This is a genomic window from Azohydromonas lata (assembly GCF_034427735.1).
GTDB classification, from domain to species: domain Bacteria; phylum Pseudomonadota; class Gammaproteobacteria; order Burkholderiales; family Burkholderiaceae_C; genus Azohydromonas; species Azohydromonas lata.
In genome coordinates, this window is record NZ_JAXOJX010000113.1 from 1 (window position 1) to 18,430 (window position 18,430).

The 18,430-nt window shown below is 72.7% G+C and carries 17 protein-coding genes and 1 pseudogene; 7 read left to right on the plus strand and 11 right to left on the minus strand.

The window, feature by feature from the left end; translation table 11 throughout:
* From SM757_RS33020 to SM757_RS33040, 5 genes and pseudogenes are all read right to left on the minus strand, one after another.
* A pseudogene (locus SM757_RS33020) lies at nucleotides 1-295 on the minus strand (biotin/lipoyl-binding protein); the annotation flags it as partial.
* A gap of 19 nt (nucleotides 296-314) precedes the next feature.
* Complete coding sequence (locus SM757_RS33025) at nucleotides 315-2,504, minus strand: ABC transporter permease (RefSeq protein WP_322468580.1); 2,190 nt, start codon at nucleotides 2,502-2,504, stop codon at nucleotides 315-317.
* Nucleotides 2,505-2,537: 33 nt separating this feature from the next.
* Nucleotides 2,538-2,690, minus strand: a complete 153-nt coding sequence (locus tag SM757_RS33030) for a hypothetical protein (RefSeq protein ID WP_322468581.1) — start codon at nucleotides 2,688-2,690, stop codon at nucleotides 2,538-2,540.
* A gap of 37 nt (nucleotides 2,691-2,727) precedes the next feature.
* Nucleotides 2,728-3,501 (minus strand): ABC transporter ATP-binding protein, encoded by a 774-nt coding sequence (locus tag SM757_RS33035; RefSeq protein WP_322468582.1) that lies wholly within the window; start codon nucleotides 3,499-3,501, stop codon nucleotides 2,728-2,730.
* Nucleotides 3,491-3,808, minus strand: coding sequence for a hypothetical protein (locus tag SM757_RS33040; protein WP_322468583.1), 318 nt, complete (start codon nucleotides 3,806-3,808; stop codon nucleotides 3,491-3,493). The genes SM757_RS33035 and SM757_RS33040 overlap by 11 nt, the downstream gene beginning before the upstream one ends.
* Nucleotides 3,809-4,055: 247 nt before the next feature.
* On the opposite strand from SM757_RS33040, the gene SM757_RS33045 reads away from it, so the two are divergent.
* The 3 genes from SM757_RS33045 to SM757_RS33055 all read left to right on the plus strand — a co-directional run bounded on the left by SM757_RS33045 (nucleotide 4,056) and on the right by SM757_RS33055 (nucleotide 8,322).
* Entirely contained in the window at nucleotides 4,056-5,045 is a 990-nt protein-coding gene (locus tag SM757_RS33045) for a zinc-dependent alcohol dehydrogenase family protein (protein ID WP_066336836.1), read from the plus strand.
* 150 nt (nucleotides 5,046-5,195) lie between these two features.
* Complete coding sequence (locus SM757_RS33050; RefSeq protein ID WP_322468584.1) at nucleotides 5,196-7,910, plus strand: histidine kinase dimerization/phosphoacceptor domain -containing protein; 2,715 nt, start codon at nucleotides 5,196-5,198, stop codon at nucleotides 7,908-7,910.
* A 217-nt stretch (nucleotides 7,911-8,127) separates the two neighbouring features.
* Nucleotides 8,128-8,322 carry a YgaP family membrane protein gene (locus SM757_RS33055; protein WP_066336832.1) on the plus strand — a complete coding sequence of 65 codons (195 nt, stop codon included), beginning with the start codon at nucleotides 8,128-8,130 and terminating at the stop codon, nucleotides 8,320-8,322.
* Nucleotides 8,323-8,341: 19 nt separating this feature from the next.
* Here the strand turns inward: SM757_RS33055 and SM757_RS33060 are convergent, their stop codons facing one another.
* The 6 genes from SM757_RS33060 to SM757_RS33085 all read right to left on the minus strand — a co-directional run bounded on the left by SM757_RS33060 (nucleotide 8,342) and on the right by SM757_RS33085 (nucleotide 15,275).
* On the minus strand, nucleotides 8,342-9,172 hold the full coding sequence (locus SM757_RS33060) for a TlpA family protein disulfide reductase (RefSeq protein ID WP_322468585.1): 831 nt from the start codon (nucleotides 9,170-9,172) through the stop codon (nucleotides 8,342-8,344).
* 77 nt (nucleotides 9,173-9,249) lie between these two features.
* Nucleotides 9,250-10,803: a UxaA family hydrolase gene (locus tag SM757_RS33065; RefSeq protein ID WP_322468586.1), complete on the minus strand. Its 1,554-nt coding sequence runs from the start codon at nucleotides 10,801-10,803 to the stop codon at nucleotides 9,250-9,252.
* A 17-nt stretch (nucleotides 10,804-10,820) separates the two neighbouring features.
* Nucleotides 10,821-11,855, minus strand: coding sequence for a TRAP transporter substrate-binding protein (locus SM757_RS33070; protein WP_066336826.1), 1,035 nt, complete (start codon nucleotides 11,853-11,855; stop codon nucleotides 10,821-10,823).
* A gap of 130 nt (nucleotides 11,856-11,985) precedes the next feature.
* A complete protein-coding gene (locus tag SM757_RS33075; protein ID WP_066336824.1) occupies nucleotides 11,986-13,197 on the minus strand; it encodes a fumarylacetoacetate hydrolase family protein in 1,212 nt (403 codons plus the stop codon).
* Nucleotides 13,198-13,336: 139 nt separating this feature from the next.
* Nucleotides 13,337-14,074 carry a FadR/GntR family transcriptional regulator gene (locus tag SM757_RS33080; protein WP_322468587.1) on the minus strand — a complete coding sequence of 246 codons (738 nt, stop codon included), beginning with the start codon at nucleotides 14,072-14,074 and terminating at the stop codon, nucleotides 13,337-13,339.
* Between the two features lie 184 nt (nucleotides 14,075-14,258).
* A complete protein-coding gene (locus tag SM757_RS33085; RefSeq protein ID WP_322468588.1) occupies nucleotides 14,259-15,275 on the minus strand; it encodes a nucleotidyltransferase family protein in 1,017 nt (338 codons plus the stop codon).
* Between the two features lie 210 nt (nucleotides 15,276-15,485).
* On the opposite strand from SM757_RS33085, the gene SM757_RS33090 reads away from it, so the two are divergent.
* From SM757_RS33090 to SM757_RS33105, 4 genes are all read left to right on the plus strand, one after another.
* Nucleotides 15,486-15,788, plus strand: a complete 303-nt coding sequence (locus SM757_RS33090; RefSeq protein WP_084267493.1) for a PqqD family protein — start codon at nucleotides 15,486-15,488, stop codon at nucleotides 15,786-15,788.
* Entirely contained in the window at nucleotides 15,789-16,031 is a 243-nt protein-coding gene (locus SM757_RS33095) for a hypothetical protein (RefSeq protein WP_322468589.1), read from the plus strand.
* A gap of 134 nt (nucleotides 16,032-16,165) precedes the next feature.
* Entirely contained in the window at nucleotides 16,166-17,089 is a 924-nt protein-coding gene (locus SM757_RS33100) for a hypothetical protein (RefSeq protein WP_322468590.1), read from the plus strand.
* 198 nt (nucleotides 17,090-17,287) lie between these two features.
* A partial coding sequence (locus SM757_RS33105; RefSeq protein ID WP_322468591.1) for a sigma-54 interaction domain-containing protein occupies nucleotides 17,288-18,430 on the plus strand: 1,143 nt, incomplete at its 3' end.

Below are 18,430 nucleotides of genomic sequence, written 5' to 3' on the forward strand. Positions count from 1 at the left end.
TGCGCTCGTCCTGCAGGGCGGGCAGCACGGGGGTGAGCAGCGCCAGCACGTCGCCGGGCGACACCGCGTCGCCCTCGCGCAGCGCCATGCGCTGCAGCACGCCGGCCAGCGGGGCGCTGACCACGTAGCGGTCGCGCACGCGGGTGCGGCCCTCCTCCTCGATGAAGGTCTCGAACGGGCCCTGCACCGCGGTGGCCGTCTCCACCGGCACGGGCCGCGGGGCCAGGGCCCAGGCCAGCAGCAGCAGCGCCGCGGCCAGGCCGGCGGCGGTGAAGGCCCAGGTCTTGCGCTTCATGGCGTCGGGGTCCTTGTGTTCAGTCGCGGGTCTTGAGCACGGCCACCAGGTCCAGCCGGTCCACGCGGCGGCGCACCACCAGCGCGCTGGCCGCTCCCGCGGCCACCACCACCAGCGCGGCCCAAGCGTAGGTGCGCGCGCGAATCACCACGGGGAAGAAGAACTGGTCGCTCTTGAGCGCCTGCGCCACGCCATGCGTGAGCCCGTAGCCCAGCAGCATGCCCAGCGGCAGCGCCACGGCAATGCACAGGGCCAGCTCGCCCAGCAGCAGCCATGAAACCTCGGCGCTCGTGAAGCCCAGCACGCGCAGGCTGGCCAGCTCCCAGCCGCGCTCGGCCAGCGCGATGCGCGCGTTGTTGTAGACCACGCCCACGGCGATCACGACCGCGAAGGCGGTGAGCACCGTGCTCATGATGCGCACGTTGCGCGCACTGACCTCCTGCATGTTGCGCAGCAGCGTGGCCTTGCTGAAGGCGCCGGCCAGGCGCGGGATGTGCCGGGTGGCCCGCAGCAGCGCCGCCTCGCCGCCGCGCTGCACGGACAAGACGAAGCCGGTGGCGACGTCGCCGTCGCCCAGCAGCCGGTTGAGCTGGCGGCGGTCCATGTAGGCGTTCAGGCCCATGGACTCGCGCACCGTGGCGCCCACGGCCAGGCGCAGCCGGCGCGGGCGGCCCACCAGCACCTCGGCCTCCACGGTGTCGCCCGCGCGCACGCCCAGCTTGTCGGCCAGGCGGTCGGTGAGCACCAGGCCGCGCTCCTCCAGCGGCACGGCGTGGCCCTGCGCGTCCATCACGCGGTAGAGCTCGGGGCGCGGCGCGTAGCCGCGAATGAGGCTGCGCTCGTGCCGCGCGCCCCGGATAAGGTTGACGGGGACGAAGCGCGTGGACTCCACGCCCAGCACGCCGGGCAGCCGCGCCAGCTCCAGCCGCACGGCGTCGTCCACCACGTCGTCCATCCACAGCGTGACGTCGCCGCGCAGCGACAGCGTGAACTGGGTGTAGACGATCTCGTCCATGGCGTCGCGCAGGAAGTTGCCCAGCACCGTGATGGCCAGCGCCGCGGCGATGCCGCCCACGCACAGCAGCGTGCGCAGCGGGCGCCGCTCCATGTTGCGCAGCACCATGCGCAGCGCCGAGGGCAGCCGCTGCACGCCCAGCCGCTCCAGCAGCGTGGGCCGGTAGCGCGCGGGCGCGGGCGCTCGCATGGCCTCGGCCGGCGCCAGCCGCACCGTGGCCGCGATGGCGCCCAACGTGCCCAGCACGGCCGTGGCCGCCGTGACGCCGCCGGCCAGCCCCAGCAGCCCCGGCGCCAGGCGGTGCTCCAGGCGCGGGAAGCGGTAGAACTCGGCGTACAGCGCCGTGAGCTGCGCCCCCAGCCACTGGCCCAGCGCCGCGCCCAACGCCAGCCCAAGCGCGACGATCAGCAAGACGAGCTGCAGGTAGTGCAGCGCGATGGCGGCGTTGGCGTAGCCCAGGGCTTTCAAGGCGGCGATCTGCTCGCGCTGCGTGCCCACCAGGCGCGACACCACCACGTTGAGCAGGAAGGCGGCCACGGCCAGGAAGATGGCCGGCAGCACCGTGCCCACCACGCGCTGCGACTTGATTTCACCTTCCAGCATGGCGTGCGAGGCCTGCTCGGCGCGGGGAATGACGTCGCGCCCGCCGTAGGCCGCCAGCCGCTGCTGCAGCGCCGCCATCACCGCCGGCTCGCTCGCGCCGGGGGCCAGGCGCAGCGACACGCGGTTGAAGGCGCCGCGCAGGTCGAAGGCGGCCTCCAGCACCTCGCGGTCCACCCAGAAGATGCCGTAGCCGCGCTGGTCCGGCGTGCCCCACAGCCCGGCGAAGACGTGCTCCGGCGACACCGCCGTGCCCACGACGCGCAGGCGCCGCTGCCGCCCGTTGACCAGCGCGCCCAGGGTGTCGCCGAACTTCAGCCCCCGGGCGCTGGCGAAACCCTCGGAGACCAGCGCGGGGATGGCGCCGTCGCCGGCAGTGCCCCGCTGCAGCGGCTCCAGCGGCTGCCCGGCAGTGAGCGAAACGCGGTTCAGCCGCGGCGGCGCGCGCAGGTCCAGGCCGACGAGTTGGCCGATGACCGGGTCGTCCGAGCCCGGCACCTCCACCCGCACCAGCGCCTCCACGCCCGTCTGCACCTCGGCCACGCCGGGCAGCTCGCCCAACGCCGCCCCCAGCGCGGCCGGGGCGCGCTTCAAGCCGGCGAAGACGTCGGCGAAGCGGCCCTCGGCTTAATAGGCGTCGCGGGCCCGCGCCAGGGAATCCACCGCCGACAGGCTGGTGAGAAAGCCGCCCACGCCGCTGGCCACCACCAGCGCGATGGTCAAGGCCTGGCTCCACAGGCGGCGCAGGTCGCGCAGCAGCTTGAGGTCGAGGGCCTTCATGGCGCTGCCGCCCCGTGTCCGTATCCGCGCGCGCGCCTCACCAGGACAGCGCCGAGGCCGGCAGCTTGCGCGCGTTAGCCTGCACGCGCTGCAGCCGCCCGTCGCCCATGTGGAACACGCGGTCGGCCATGGCGGCGATGGCGGCGTTGTGCGTGATGACGAGGGTGGTGGTGCCGGTGTCGCGGTGCACGCCGCCTATGACTTCCAGGACGAGCTTGCCCGTGTGCACGTCCAGCGCGCCCGTGGGCTCGTCGCACAGCAGCACGTCCGGCCGCTTGGCGATGGCGCGGGCGATGGCCACGCGCTGCTGCTCGCCGCCGGAGAGCTGGGCCGGGAAGTGGTCGCGCCGCGGCGTGAGGCCCACGCGGTCCACGGCCTCGTCCACGGGCATGGGGTGCTCGGCGATGTCGGTGACCAGGGCCACGTTCTCGCGCACGGTGAGGCTGGGGATGAGGTTGTAGAACTGGAAGACGAAGCCCACGTGGCGGCGCCGGTAGTCCGTCAGCGTGGCCTCGTCGGCGCGCGTGAGGTCCAGCGTGCCGAAGCGCAGCTCGCCGGCGCTGGCCACGTCCAGCCCGCCCAGGATGTTGAGCAGCGTGGACTTGCCCGAGCCCGACGGGCCCAGCAGGACGATGAACTCGCCGCAGGCGATGTCGAGGTCCACGTCGCGCAGCGCGCGCACCTCCACGGCGCCGGCGCCATAGGTCTTGCAAAGGCCGCGGGCGTGGAAAACGGGCAGCGCCGCCGGTGGCGCGTTGGGCGGCGCCAGCCCGGTTGCGCCGGCAACCGGACCTTCAGCGTCACGCGCCATCGCGCCGGTACGCGGCGGCCAGGCCCGTGCCCAGCAGCGCCAGCACGTACAGCAGCCCGGCAAAGGCAGGCGGCTGGTCGGCCGGCGCGCCCTGGGCCGGCGCGGCGGGCCGGGTCAGCGGGGCCAGGGCGGGCAGCGCGTCCTCAGGCACGTCCAGCGGCGCCTGCGCGAGGCCCGCGGGCGTGGACGGCAGCGCGGGCGCCACGGCCTCGGGGGCCGGCATGGTCCAGGTACTCACCACGATGGCCAGCGCGGCCAGGGCACCGGTGAGGGACAGGCAAGTCAGGGCGGGCCTGCGTGCAGTCATGGAAAACACCTCCGGGGCATGTGTTTCATGCGGCCTCCCCGTCGCATGGCGGCCGGGACGGCGCGGCTCCGTTTCGAGGCCGGATTGGCCGCGCATTCCCGAGCGGTCAGATTGATCCATCGCGGCGCTGCGCACAGTGATGCAGATCAACCTGGCGTCGACCGGGCGGTCGAGGCTTGACGCGCCTCAAGGCGCACCCCGTGACGCAATGCACACAATCCGCCGCACGATCAGCAAGGAGTCACCGATGCGCGCCATGGTGTTGCACCAGCCGGGCCTGCCGCTGGAACTGGTCAGGCGCCCCGATCCCGTTCCCGGGCCGGGCGAGGTGCGGCTGCGGGTGCTGGCCTGCGCCGTGTGCCGCACCGACTTGCACGTGGTCGATGGCGAGCTGCCCGGCACGCGGCTGCCCATCGTCCCCGGCCACGAGATCGTGGGCGTGGTCGAGGCCCTGGGCGAAGGCGTGAGCGAACCGCGCTTGGGCGAGCGCGTGGGCGTGCCCTGGCTGGGCCATGCCTGCGGGCATTGCGGCCCTTGTGCGCACGGGCAGGAGAACCTGTGCGACACGCCGCAGTTCACCGGCCACACGCGCGACGGCGGCTTCGCCTCGCACGTGGTGGCCGACGCCGCGTTCTGCCTGCCGCTGCAGGCGCAGGGCGCCGACGCGGTGCACCTGGCGCCGCTGCTGTGCGCCGGGCTCATAGGCTGGCGCTGCCTGCGCGCCGCGGGTGACGACGCGCACGCGCTGGGCCTGTACGGCTTCGGCGCGGCGGCGCACCTGGTGGCGCAGGTGGCGCTGCGCCAGGGCCGCGAGGTCTACGCCTTCACGCGCGAGGGCGACACGGCGGCGCAGGATTTCGCGCGGCGCCTGGGCGCCGCTTGGGCCGGCTCGTCGGCGCAGGCGCCACCCAAGCCGCTGGACGCGGCCATCCTCTTCGCCCCCGTGGGCGACCTGGTGCCGCGCGCGCTGCAGGCCGTGCGCAAGGGCGGCCGCGTGGTGTGCGGCGGCATCCACATGAGCGACATCCCGTCCTTTCCCTACCGGCTGCTGTGGGAGGAGCGCCAGGTGATGTCGGTGGCCAACCTCACGCGGCGCGACGGGCTGGAGTTCCTGCAGATGGCCGCCCGCGAGCCGCTGCAGGTGCACACCAGCGTCTACCCGCTGGAGCAGGCCAACCAGGCGCTGCACGACCTGCGCAGCGGCCGTGTACAGGGCGCCGCGGTGCTGGTGCCCTGAGATGGCGCGGGGCGGAACAAAACGTTACCGCTTCGATAACAATCGGGTGGGCCGCGCGTCTTGACGCGGGGCCGGACCGCGCTGTCGCGGCTGTTTTGCTCACCCATTTCTTCCATGGCATCGGCATCTCGACAACGGGTCCTGGGGGCCTTGCCCATACCGCCGGCCATTGCCGTGGCGCTGGTGCTGCTGCTGCTGGTGGCGCTGGGGGCGATGTGGTTCCAGAACGTGGCCACCGAGGCCGCGCGCTGGCGAGCGCACACGCTGCAGGTGCGGCTGGAGCTGTCGGAGCTGCGCAGCGACGTGCTGGAGATCTCGCGCGCCGTGCGCGGCTACGTGGCCAGCGCGCGCGAGGACTGGCTGGAGCCCGGCCGCCAGGCCCAGCGCAGCGCCGCCGAGCGGCTGCAGCGGCTGCAGGCGCTCACCGGCGACAACGCACTGCAGCAGCAGCGGCTGCAGGCCCTGGAGCAGCGGCTGCACACGCTCAACGCCCTGGACGAGGCGGTGCTGCGCGACGCGCAGCAGCGGGGCTTTCGCGCCGCGCGCGAGCACATCGCCTCCACCAGCGCGCCGACGGAGCTGGCGGCGATGAAGGCGCTGCTGGAGGCGCTGGACGCCGAGGAGCTGCGCCTACTGCACTCGCGCGAGACCGCGGCGCAGCGCAACTTCGACCTGGCCGTGGCCATCACGGCGCTGGGCAGCCTGCTGTCGCTGGCGCTGGTGGCCTGGGCCGGCTGGGGCCAGCAGCGCAGCCTGCGCCGCCTGGGCGCCACGGTGCGGGCGCTGGAACAGGCCCAGGACCAGTTGGGCGCCGCCCATGCCCGGCTGCAGGGCCAGGCCGGGCAACTGGCCGAGCTCAACGAGGCGCTGTGGCGCTCCATAGGCGACGGCGAGGCGCGGCAGCCCGCCTCGCCGTCGCCGCAGCGCCTGGACGACCCCGACCGGCTGGAGGCGCTGCGGCGCACGCAGCTCATGGACACGGCGCCGGAGGAGGAGTTCGACCGCTTCACGCGGCTGGCGGCGCTGTCGCTGCAGGTGCCGCTGTGCCTCATCAGCCTGGTGGACAGCCGGCGCCAGTTCTTCAAGAGCAGCTTCGGCCTGGGCGGCGAGCTGGCGGGCACGCGCGAGCTGCCGGTCCAGGCCTCGTTCTGCCAGTTCGTGGTCACCGCGGGCGAGGCACTGGTGGTGGAGGACGCGCAGCGCGCGCCGCCGCCGCGCTACGACGGCCCGGTGCCGGCGGGCGTGGGCGCCTACCTGGGCGTGCCGCTGGCCACGCCGGACGGCCTGGTGCTGGGCAGCTTCTGCGTGGTGGACGACAAGCCGCGGCAGTGGAGCGCGGCCGAGCGCGCGACGCTGGAGCGCATCGCGCAGTCGGTGCTGGCGGCCATCGCGGTGCGCATGCAACTGCAGGTGCTGGAGCGCCACGTGGCACGGCGCACCGCCGAAGTGCAGTTGCTGGCCGGGGCGATCAAGAACTCGCTCAACGGCGTGTGCATCGTCAACGTGCAGGGGCGCTTCACCTACGTCAACGACGCCTACGCCTACCAGTTCGGCTATGCCAAGGCCGAGGAGGTGGCGGGCATGGCGCTGGCCGAGCACTGCGCCGACCCGCAGACGGCCGCCACCATCGTGGGCGAGCTGCACGCCTGGGGCGCGTGCCGGCGCGAGCTCACCGCGCGGCGGCGCGACGGCAGCCGCTTCGAGGTGCTGATGGACATGTACCTGGCGCAGGACGAGAGCGAGCGCGACGTGTACGTGGGCACCTGCATGGACATCACCGAGCGCAAGCGCGCCGAGCAGGCGCTGCGCCTGAGCGAGGAGCGGCTGCGCCTGGCCCTGGAGGCCGCGCACATGGGCGCCTACGAAGTCGAGGGCGGCACGAGCCGGGTGCAGCGCATCGGCAGCCTGTACGCGTCGCTGGGCCTGCTGCGCGAGCACGACGGCCGGGACTTCATGCAGCGCGTGCACCCCGAGGACAGGCACACGCTGCAGGCCAGCATGGCCGGCCTCAACCCCCGGCAGCCGGGCTACTCGCTGGAGTACCGGCTGCGCACGCCGCAGGGCGCCTGGGTCTGGCTGGCCGACCACGCGCAGGCCCGCTTCAGCCTGGACGGGACGCTGCTGCGGCAAATCGGCATCAACATGGACGTGACCGCGCGCCGCGAGGCCGAGGCCGCCCTCAAGGCCGCCCTGGCCGAGAAGGAGGTGCTGCTGCAGGAGGTGCACCACCGCGTGAAGAACAACCTGCAGGTGGTCTCCAGCCTGCTGCAACTGCAGCGCCGCCAGTTGCAGGACCCGGCCGTGCAGGCCGCCTTCACCGAGACCGAGCAGCGCGTGCGCGCCATGGCGCTGGTGCACCAGCGGCTCTACCAGCAAAACACCCTGTCGGCGCTGAACTTCTCCGACTACCTGCGCACCCTGGCCGACCAGCTCGTGCGCTCCTTCGGCGCCGAGCGCCGCGTGCGCACGGCACTGGCGCTGCAGCCGCTGCAACTGCCGGTCAACGCCGCGGTGCCACTGGGGCTCATCGTCACGGAGCTGATCACCAACGCGCTGAAGTACGCGTGGGGCAGCACCGGCGAAGGCGAGCTGCGCATCGCCCTGGCCGAGTCCACGCCCCCCGGCCCGCACCAGCTGGTGCTGGAGGTGCGCGACGACGGCACGGGGCTGCCGCCGGGCCTGGACCCCGCGCAGTCCAAGGGCCTGGGCATGCGGCTGGTGACGCTGCTGTCCCGCCAGATCGACGCCACGGTGGAAAACCTCGACGGCCCGGGCACGGCCTGGCGCCTGACGGTGCCGCTGGAGGCGCAGCCACCCCAGCAGCCGCCAACGCTCCCGGCGGCGCCCTCCAGCGCCGTGGCCTAGGCGGCGACTGCCACTGCCGGCAGCGGGCGCTGCCACGTCACTTGGCACAAGCGGGCGCTTGAACGCCAAGTGCCTGTCGCACAAGGCGTTTCCTTCCGCCGCCGGCCTGGTACGGAAAGTGAGTTGATGCCCTGGCGTTGCACGCGCCGCGCCTCCATGGACGCCGCCGCGGCGCCCACGGCGCATGCAGCCTTCACCAGGAACCAGGAGCTGGACTATGAAAACCAACGTCGGCGGCACGGACCGCGTGCTGCGCATCCTCGCGGGCCTCGTGCTCATCACCCTGGCCGCCACGGGCACCGTGGGCGCCTGGGGCTACATCGGCATCGTCCCGCTGCTCACGGGCCTGGTGCGCGTGTGCCCGGCCTATTCCCTCCTGGGCGTCAACACCTGCCCGCTGGACAAGCGCTGAGCGCGGGCCGCGGCCGGGCTCAGCGCGCCTGGCGCAACCGCTGCACCTGCACCTGCAGCGCGGCGGCGTTGAGCGCGCCCAAGTGGGCGTGCACGCGCCGGCCCTGCGCGTCGAAGAAGAGCGTGAGCGGCAGCCCGCTGGAGCCGCTGGCGTGGCCCAGCGCGCGCGTGGCGTCCAGCCAGACGCCCTCCTCGGCCATGCCTTCGCGCTTGAGGTAGGCGCGCACCACGGCGGCCGCCTCGCCCTGGTTGACGAGCAGGAAGCGCACGTCCGCGCCGTCGCGGCGGCGCGCCGCCTCCAGCACCGGCATCTCGGCGCGGCAGGGCGGGCACCAGCTCGCCCACAGGTTGACCACGGCCGGGCGCCCGCCCAGCACCTCGGCCAGCGGCTGCTGCCCGCCACCGGCCAGCGCGGTGAGCGCCACGTCCGGCGCCGGCACGGGCAGCGCCCGCCCGCCCGCGGCCAGCACGGCCACGCCCAGCACCGTCCACACGCCCACGCCGGCCAGCGCGCTCCACAGCAGCGGGCGGCGCAGTGCCGGCAGGGCGCGGCTGCGCGCGGCCAGCCAGAGCGCGGCCACGGCCACGCCTATGGCGTCGTCCCAGCCGCCATCACGGATGTCGAACACCGCCCAGGGCTGCGCCAGGTAGGGCTGCCAGTGCGGCAGCACATGGCCCAGCCGCGCCGCCAGCAAGGCGGCCACGGCCGCGCCCAACAAGGCACGCTCGGCCTGCGCGGCCTGGCCCGCGCCCGCCAGGCGGCGCGCCGCGAACACGGCCAGCGCCAGCGCCGCCAGCAGCATCAGCGGGGCGACGGGCAAGGCCAAGGGGCCCAGGGTGATGGAGAGCATGGAAGGCGTCGGCAGCGCAATGAAGCGATGGGCTCAAGCATCCCATGCCCGCGGTCGGCGCCGCCTGGGCGCCGTGCTCAGGTCACCACGCTGAGCTGCCAGGGCACGAACTCGTTCTGCCCGTAGCCGTGCACCTCGCTGCGGGTGCGCTCGCCGCCGGCGGTGCGCAGCATCTGCGCGAAAAGCTCGGCGCCCTGCTCCGCGATGGTCTTGCGCCCGTCCAGCACCTCGCCGCAATTGAGGTCCATGTCGTCGCGCTGGCGCTGCCACAGCGCCGTGTTGGTGGCCAGCTTGAGCGAGGGCGCGGGCGCGCAGCCGTAGGCCGAGCCGCGCCCGGTGGTGAAGCAGATCAGGTTGGCGCCGCCGGCCACCTGGCCCGTGGCGGACACGGGGTCGTAGCCCGGCGTGTCCATGAACACCAGCCCGCGCGCGCGCACCGGCATGGCGTACTCGTAGACCTCGTTGAGGTTGGTCGAGCCGCCCTTGGCGATGCCGCCCAATGATTTTTCGAGCACCGTGGTCAGGCCGCCGGCCTTGTTGCCGGCCGAGGGGTTGTTGTCCATGCGCGCGCCGCCACGCGCGCAGTGCTCCTCCCACCAGCGGATGCGCTGCACCAGGCGCTCGCCCACCGCGGCGCAGCGCGCGCGGCGCGTGAGCAGGTGCTCGGCGCCGTAGATCTCCGGCGTCTCCGACAGGATGGCCGTGCCGCCCTGCGCCACCAGCAGGTCCACCGCCGCGCCCAGCACCGGGTTGGCGGTGATGCCGGAATAGCCGTCGGAGCCGCCGCACTGCAGCCCCACCACCAGCGCGCCGGCGGGCACCGGCTGGCGCGTCACGTCGTTGGCGCGCGGCAGCATGGCCTTCACGTGCTCGATGCCGCGGGCCACGGCGGCGGCCGTGCCGCCGGATTCCTGGACGTTGAAGGTGCGCAGCCGCTCGCCGGGCTCCAGCCCCTGCGCCGCCATCAGGCGCGGAATCTGGTTGGTCTCGCAACCCAGGCCCACCACCAGCACGCCCGCGAAGTTCGGATGCGCCGCGTAGCCGCCCAGCGTGCGCTGCAGCACCTGCAAACCCTCGCCCTCGGCGTCTATGGCGCAGCCGCTGCCGTGGGTGAGCGCCACCACGCCGTCCACGTTGGGAAAGGCGGCCAGGGCCTCGGGGTGGATGTCGCGGCGGAAATGGTCGGCGATGGCGCGCGCCACCGTGGCCGAGCAGTTCACCGAGGTGAGGATGCCGATGTAGTTGCGCGTGGCAATGCGCCCGTCCTCGCGCACGATGCCCTGGAAGGTGGCGGGCTGCGCCGCGGGCGGCGTGGCGCGCGCGTCGCGGGCAAAAGCGTAGTCGCGGGCGAAATCGCCCATGGCCAGGTTGTGCACGTGCACGTGCTGCCCCGGCGCGATGTCGCGGCTGGCGAAGCCGATGATCTGCCCATAGCGGCGCACCGGCGCGCCGGCGGCCACGGTGCGCACCGCCACCTTGTGGCCCGGGGGCACGAGGGCGGACACCGTCACGCCCTCGCCCGCCAGCACGGCGCCGGGCAGGAGTTGGTCCAGCGCGACCACCACGTCGTCATCGGCGTGCAGCCGCAGCACGCGCGGCGCGGCGGCCACCGGGGAAAGCGTTGCGGACACCTTGCTGCTCCCCGTCTTCACTTGGCCGCCGTTTTGCTCGCGCCGCGCGCCTTGGCCAGCTCGGCGTTGAACTCGGCCACCACGGCCGGGTCCAGCCCCTTGACGAAGGCGTCGCCCACGGGCTTGAGCTTGTCGCGCAGGCGGTCGCGCTCGGCGGCGCTGAGCTCGTTGACCACCATGCCCTTGGCCGTGACGCTCTTGACCATGCTGGCCTCGGCCTCGCGGTTGACCTGGCGCTGGTAGGCGGTGGCTTCCCGGGCGGCCTCGGCCAGCAGCTTCTGCTCGTCGGCGCCGAGCTTGTCCCAGGTCTTCTTGCTGAACAGCACCACCAGCGGGTCGTAGACGATGCGGGTGAGCGACAGGTACTTCTGCACCTCGTAGAAGCGGCCGGTCTCTATCGTGGGCAGCGGGTTGTCCTGCCCGTCCACGGCCTTGCTCTCCAGCGCGGCGTACAGCTCGGTGAAGGCCAGCGGCACGGGGTTGGCGTCCACGGCCTTGTAGATGTCCAGGAAGATGGGGATCTGGATGGAGCGCATCTTCAGCCCCTGCAGGTCTTCCCATTTGTGGATGGGCCGCTTGCTGTTGGTGATGGAGCGAAAGCCGTTTTCCCAATAGGCCAGGCCCACCAGGCCTTTCGCCGGCAGCTTGTCCAGCAGCTTGCGGCCGAAGGGGCCGTCCACCAGCTGGTCGGCCTCGCGGGCGTCGTTGAAGGCCATGGGCACGTAGAAGATGCCGAAGTCCTTGTCCATGGTGGACAGCAGCCCGGGGCTCACGAAGGTGACGTCCACCGTGCCGCCCTGCAGCGAGGAGATGACCTGCGCATCACCCCCCAGGGTGCCGCCGGTGAAGAGCTTGGCTTTCATCTTGCCGCCGCTCTTGGCCGTGACCAGCTCGGCGAACCTCTGGCCGCCCAGGCTGAACGGGTGGTCCGCCGCCTGGGCCGAGGCGAATTTCAGCGTGCGTTCCTTGATGTCGGCCGCTTGGGCGTTGGCCATGGGCAGCAGCGCGGCGCCCACCAGGGCGGCCAGCAGGGCCTTGCGAAGGGTGTTCATGGTGTTGTCTCCGGGGGTGGTTGCAGGCACGGCTTCGCCCGCGGCACGCCCGCTGGCGCGGGCTGCCGAAGGAAACCGTCGTTTGGAAGGAGGCGCCGGCGCTTGCCGGCGCGGGGTCAGCGCGTGGCCGTCACAGCCCGTTGCTCAGGAGGCCGCGCGCGGCGAGGTTGCCGATGAAGGCGCGCAGGCCGAAACGCCAGGGCGGCGCTGTCTCGCTGTGCGTCACGCGGTTGTGCAGGCCGCCCAGGCGGGCGCTGCGGATGGTGACCACGTCGCCCAGGTCATGGGTAAAGCCGCCGCCGGGCTGGTGGCGGTCTTCGATGGGCGCGAAGAGGGTGCCCAGGAAGAGCATGAAGCCGTCCGGGTACTGGTGCGCGTGCATCGTTTGGTCCACGAGGTCCTGCGGGTCGCGGCTGATCTGGCGCATGGAGTTGATGCCGCGCAGCTCGAAGCCGTCCGTGCCGCGGACGAGCAGGTGCACGTCCTCGCGGCGCACGTCGTCGAGCGTGAAGCCGTCGTCGAAGAGGCGGATGAAGGGGCCGATGGCGCAGGAGGCGTTGTTGTCCTTGGCCTTGCCCAGCAGCAGCGCGCTGCGGCCTTCGATGTCGCGCAGATTGACGTCGTTGCCCAGCGACGCGCCCACGATCTCGCCGCGGCTGTTCACCGCCAGCACGACCTCGGGCTCCGGGTTGTTCCAGGCCGACTCGGCGCGGATGCCGATGTCCTCGCCGGTGCCCACGGAGGACAGCACGGGTGCTTTCGTGAACACCTCGGCGTCCGGGCCGATGCCCACCTCCAGGTACTGCGACCACAGCCCGCGCTGCTGCAGCAACGCCTTGAGCGCCATGGCGCGCTCGGAGCCGGGGCGGATGTCGGCCAGGTTTTCACCGACCAGCGACAGCACCTGCCCGCGCAGCGCCTGGGCCTGCGCGGCGTCGCCGCGCGCCTGCTCCTCGATGACGCGCTCGATCAGGCTGGTGGCGAAGGTCACGCCCGCGGCCTTGATGACCTGCAGGTCGCAAGGCGCCAGCAGGTAAGGTTTACTTTGGTCGCGCGTGTCGGCCACGGCGTTGGCCAGCAGTTCATCGAGGCTGCCGATGCGCCGGCCCTGCGCCTGCCGCACCTGCACCGCGGGCAGCGTGGCTTCGAGCAGGGTGCTCATGGTGGGGAAGCGGTCGCTCAGGTCGTACACGCCGTCCTCGCGCAGCACCACCACCGAGGGGCCGGCCACGGCGCCGGGCACCCAGGCGCGGCCCACCAGCGTGCCGGCACAGCCGTCGTCAGGCAGCACCTGCGCGGCTTGCAGAACCAAGGGAGAGGAAGTGGAGGCGGTGGACGTCATGGCGGTTGGGGGTGGGTTGATCGTTGGGAGGGTGCGGCAATGCGGCGGCCCGGCCGGCAGGTGCGCAGCCTGCGGCACGGCAGGGGAAAACGGACGTGGGGGTTGAGACTGGGAGTGGATGCGAAGGTGGGATGAGGCGTCAGCTGTACACGGCGGCGCCATCGGCGGCACCGGCCGCGGGCGGCAACTCCAGGTTGCGCTCCAGGGCGGATTTCACGTTGTCGATGTGGCGCAGCATGGCGGCGCGGGCAGCGTCGGCATCGCGGCGCTCTATGGCCTCGATGACGGCCAGGTGCTCGTCTATCGCGGCGGCATGGCGCGCGGGCACGTCGAAGTGCTGGTCCAGCTTGCGGAACATCGCGCTCTGGCGGAAGTCCCACAGCGTCTTGACCAGGTGCGCCAGCGCGCCGTTGGCCGAGGCCTCGGCGATGCGCACGTGAAAGAGCGCGTCGCCGTCCAGCGCGCTGGCGCTGGCGTCGAATTCCGCGCGCATGAGCGCCAGCGTTTCGCGGATGCGGGCGTGGTCCTCAGCCGTGGCGTTGAGCGCGGCCAGCGCCGCGGCCTCGGCCTCCACCAGGCCGCGCGCGGCCAGCACCTCGAAGGGCCCCGGCTCGGCCACCAGCACCGAGTTGGCCGCCACGGCCCGCGGCGCGGTGACGTACACGCCGCTGCCCACGCGGATGTCTATGAGCCCGTCGATCTCCAGCGCGATGAGCGCCTCCCGCACCGAGGCGCGGCTCACGCCCAGCTGCTGCGCCAGGTCGCGCTCGGACGGCAGGCGGTCGCCGGGCTGGAATTCGCCGCTGCGGATCAGCTCCGCGAGCTGGTCGGCGATCTGGCGGTACAGGCGCTGGGTGGAGACGGTTTGAAGCGGCATGTCAGGTCGATGAGGCTTGGGCCCGCGGCACGAACCCCTGGCGCCTGCCCGCTCACCAGGTCCGGTGGTCGAGTGGTCAGGCCAGTTGGGTGAATCTTAGGGATCAAACGAAAAATGACTGCACGGGAAAACCCGAAGGCATGCGGCGGGGCTGTATCCGGGCGTTGGGCGCGGCCGTCTGCGTTCAGGGCTGGTCCAGCAGCCGCTTGCGCCACTGGTAGTGCGGGCTGTAGCGGCCGGGCATGGGCGGCGGGAAGGGGTAGGTCCAGGGCCGTGCGCCGAGGAGGTGGTGGTCCAGCATGCGGTGGATGAGGCGCAGTTGCAGCGGGCCCACCACGTCCTGCACCTGCGCCAGCCACCGCATGAAGTCCGCGGGCACGCTCGGCACGCCAAAGCGCGGCAGGTAGGCCAGCAGCGCGTAGAGGCAGCCGCGCGCCATGGCGTTGTCCAGCCAGCCCTGCAGCCGCCGCCAGTCCAGGCCGGCGCCGCAGTGGCGCATGAGCAGCAGCGCGTCGCACAGCGAGGGCAGGAAGCTGGGCTGCACCTTGAGCACCGTCATGTCGTTGAACCACGAGGCGGCGATGTAGGCCAGTTGCAGCTCCGCAGGCAACCGCCGCACGCGCCGTCCCAGCCACAAGGCCGGCTCGGCGCGCTGCAGCACGGCCTCGGCCGAGAACACGCTGCCCGCGCCCAGGGGCGAGCCGTCGGCGTAAAGCCCCTTGTGCAGCTCCACGACGGCGCCGTGCGCGCGGTGGCGCAGCGGCTCGTCGTGGTGCGGGCCGGGCGTGCGCTCGAATTCGATGCGCTCGAAGGCGCCCGTTTCGCCTGTGAGTGCGCGCGTAACCGTCTCGTGCAGCGCGGCGGGGAACAGCACGTCCATGTCCGCCATGGGGCGCAGGTGCGGCTCGGCATAGAACTGCACGCTGACCGAGACGCCCTTGAGCAGCGTGAGCTCCACGCCCAGCGCGGTGCAGGCGTCCAGCAGCTCGGCGCCCACGACGTCCAGCGCCGCGCGGCGCACGCGCGCGGTCAGCTCGGCGGCCAGCAGCTCATGGCGCCAGCGCGCGGGAATGGCTTTCGGCGCGGCGCGCGTGGCGTGGTGCAGCAGCGGGCCCAGCCCGCCGTCCAGCACCCAGCGGATCTGTCTGTCCTGCTGCGCCGCGGCCTCGCTGCCCTCGGCGGCTGCTTCGGCCGCGGCCAAGGGCCTGTCCGTAACAATGTGCGTCAACAGTTCACATATCAGCATCTGCTTGCTTTCGCAACGTCCCGTAGCGCCAAACCTTCAAACCTGGGGGAGTTTTTTCGCGGCATTGCAGGGCCTGTGAATCAATGATCCCTGCTCGCTTGTTCATTCGAGCAGGGCACCGCGGACCATACACAAGGCCCGCGGGCCACTTCCGGAGGGAGATCAATGAGCCATGCCTACGCCCCGAGCACGGGGATGATCGTTCGCGACGTGGACAGCGAGGTCCTGATCCTCGACACGGTGTCCAACCACATCCACCAGCTCAACGAGACGGCCAGCATCGTCTGGCGCCTGCAGCGCGAGGGTTGCACCGCCCCGGACATCGCCGCCGCGCTGGCCCAGGACTTCGCCATCGACGAATCCCGGGCGCTTGCCGACGTCCACGACGTGCTGCAGCGCCTGGCGTCGCTGAACCTGCTGACCGGAGATGAACGCAGCGTTTTCCACCATCCAGGAAAGGAGTGCTGAATGCCAGTCAACGACCCGTCCCGCCGCCAATTCGTCAAGCGCGGCGCCTACGTGGCCCCCGCCATACTGACGCTGGCCGCCGCGCCGCAATTCGCCAAGGCCGGCTCCGTCAAGCCCGGCAACAACGGCAACAACGGCAACCCCAACCCGGGCAACAACGGGAACAACGGGAATGACGGGAGCAATCCCGGCAACAACGGCAACGGCAACGGATACGGCTACGGGAACGGCAAGAAGCCCTGACCCCCGCCGAGGCCAGCCCCCCTGCCCGGCAGCCCCCCACGCCGGCCTTGCGGCTCCCGCCCAACGCTGGCGTTCTTCATGCCACACCGCAGGCCTCGGCCGCCCTGGAGAACTTGTCCGTGAGTTGCCGCCCCATGCCCGCAGAACCCGCCCAACCCGCCCTCCCCGCCAACGGCGCCGACCCGGGCCAACCCGCCTGGGGCCCTGACGACGCCGCCGCTTGGGCCTTCCAGGTCCTGGGCCAGACCGTGCGCATCGCCTGTGACGACGCCGCCCCCGCGCGGGTGCTGCGCGCCAACTTCGCCGCCCTGCCCGCGGCCGACGCGCAGGCCGAGGCCGACCTGGACTACCGTGCCTGCCGCCACCCCCAGGGCGACGGCTGGATGCTGCTGCGCCGCGGCCACCCCGCCGTGACCGCGCCGGACCTCTGCGATCTGCTCTACCACCTGGAGAAGGACCTGATCATCGCGCTGCAGTTGCGCCGGCCCACGCTGCTGCACCTGCATGCCGCGGCGCTGGAGTTCCAGGGCCGGGCCTGGCTGCTGGCCGGCGACTCCGGCGCGGGCAAGTCCACCACCGCCTGGGGCCTGCTGCACCACGGCTTCAACTACCTCAGCGACGAGCTCAGCCCCGTGGACCTGGAGGCGCTGGCCGTCCACGCCTACCCGCACGCCCTGTGCCTCAAGCGCCGCCCGCCCAACGCACCGGCCTGGCCTGAGGGCCAGGTGCTGGAGCTGGGCCGCACGATGCACATCCCCGTGGCGGCGCTGCCCGCGGCGGTGGTGCCCTCGCCCTGCCCGCTGGGGGGCATGCTCTTCATCCGCCACGACCCGCTGCTGCGCGAGCCCGAGCTGCGCCCGCTGCACGCGGCCGAGGCCGGCGCTCACCTCTACGTCACCACGCTCAACGCGCTGGCGCACGCGCGCCACGGCATGGACGCCGTGGTCGGCCTCGCCAAGAGCGTGCCGGCCTGGTCGCTGACCACGGCCGACCTGGACGGCACCTGCCGCCTGGTGCGCAAGCTCGCGCTGCAACAAAGCCGCCAAGCCGGCGACTGACAGCAACGGCAGCGGCACGGCGCCTGGCGGGCCGCGCGTGAAAGACGTGCAAGGCACGGAGTAAGAACGCGGCGGCACCGCTCGCCGCCTCCCGCTGCCGGACCTGCCAAATGCGGCAGTAGACTCGCCGCCGCCCGCGCGCGGCCTGGCCGAGGCGCGCGGGCACCCTCTTTCTTCCGGCCGACTGGGAACCCCGCCATGTCCAGCGTCCTGCCGGAGCTCGTGTCCTACCTCGAAGGACTGGCCGACCCGCACATCGTCTTCGACCGCAAGTACCGCATCGTGGCGGCCAACGCGGCCTACCGGCAGCAGTTCAGCGCCGGGGGCGCCTCGGTGGTGGGCCGCACCTGCTACGACGTGTCGCACCATTTCGACCGCCCCTGCGACGAGGCCGGCGAGAGCTGCCCGCTCGCGCGCTCGCGCCAGAGCGGGCAGCGCGAGCGCGTGCTGCACCTGCACCACACGCCCAAGGGCGAGGCCTACGTGAACATCGAGCTGACGCCCGTGCTGGACGCCAGCGGCGAGGCGGCCTTCTACGTGGAGAAGATGGAGCCGCTGCGCATCGCCCAGGGGCGTCCGGCGGCGCAGGGGATGATCGGCCGCGCGGCAGCCTTCCAGGAGATGCTGGCTCTGGTGGCGCGCGTGGGCCCCTCGCAGGCCAGCGTGCTGCTGCTGGGCGAATCCGGCACCGGCAAGGAGCTCGTGGCCCGCGCCGTGCACGAGGTGAGCCTGCGCGCGAACAAACCGCTGGTGGTGGTGGACTGCGCCAGCCTGCCGGAGACGCTGTTCGAGAGCGAGCTGTTCGGCCACGAGCGCGGCGCCTTCACCGGCGCGCACGCCAGCAAGCCGGGCCTGGTGGAAGCGGCCAGCGGCGGCACCTTGTTCCTGGACGAAGTCGGCGACATCCCGCTGCTCATGCAGGTGAAGCTGCTGCGGCTGCTGGAGAACGGTACCTACCGCCGCGTGGGCAGCACCGAGCTGCGGCGGGCCGACGTGCGCGTGGTCTCGGCCACGCACCGCGACCTGGACGCCATGGTGGCCGACGGCCGTTTCCGCGAAGACCTGTACTACCGGCTCAGCACCTTCCCGATACGGCTGCCCGCGCTGCGCGAGCGGCGCGAGGACATCCCGCTGCTGGCCAAGTCGCTGCTGGAGCGCGTGACGCCGCGGCAATTGAAACTTTCGCGCGCGGCGCTGGCGCGGCTGGCCGCGCACGATTTCCCAGGCAACGTGCGCGAGCTGCGCAACGTGCTGGAGCGCGCCGCGCTGCTGACCGACGGCGACACGGTGGAGGCGGAGCAGGTGGAGCAGGCCCTGGCCATAGGCCGGCGGCTGCACGGC

Coding starts and splice junctions, on each gene's coding strand:
- SM757_RS33060 (WP_322468585.1), bottom strand. CDS start 9,172: ATGCTCTCCATCACCCTGGGCCCCTTGGCCTTGCCCGTCGCCCCGCTG.
- SM757_RS33045 (WP_066336836.1), top strand. CDS start 4,056: ATGCGCGCCATGGTGTTGCACCAGCCGGGCCTGCCGCTGGAACTGGTC.
- SM757_RS33080 (WP_322468587.1), bottom strand. CDS start 14,074: ATGCCGCTTCAAACCGTCTCCACCCAGCGCCTGTACCGCCAGATCGCC.
- SM757_RS33075 (WP_066336824.1), bottom strand. CDS start 13,197: ATGACGTCCACCGCCTCCACTTCCTCTCCCTTGGTTCTGCAAGCCGCG.
- SM757_RS33055 (WP_066336832.1), top strand. CDS start 8,128: ATGAAAACCAACGTCGGCGGCACGGACCGCGTGCTGCGCATCCTCGCG.
- SM757_RS33035 (WP_322468582.1), bottom strand. CDS start 3,501: ATGGCGCGTGACGCTGAAGGTCCGGTTGCCGGCGCAACCGGGCTGGCG.
- SM757_RS33095 (WP_322468589.1), top strand. CDS start 15,789: ATGCCAGTCAACGACCCGTCCCGCCGCCAATTCGTCAAGCGCGGCGCC.
- SM757_RS33040 (WP_322468583.1), bottom strand. CDS start 3,808: ATGACTGCACGCAGGCCCGCCCTGACTTGCCTGTCCCTCACCGGTGCC.
- SM757_RS33100 (WP_322468590.1), top strand. CDS start 16,166: ATGCCCGCAGAACCCGCCCAACCCGCCCTCCCCGCCAACGGCGCCGAC.
- SM757_RS33070 (WP_066336826.1), bottom strand. CDS start 11,855: ATGAACACCCTTCGCAAGGCCCTGCTGGCCGCCCTGGTGGGCGCCGCG.
- SM757_RS33030 (WP_322468581.1), bottom strand. CDS start 2,690: ATGAAGGCCCTCGACCTCAAGCTGCTGCGCGACCTGCGCCGCCTGTGG.
- SM757_RS33090 (WP_084267493.1), top strand. CDS start 15,486: ATGAGCCATGCCTACGCCCCGAGCACGGGGATGATCGTTCGCGACGTG.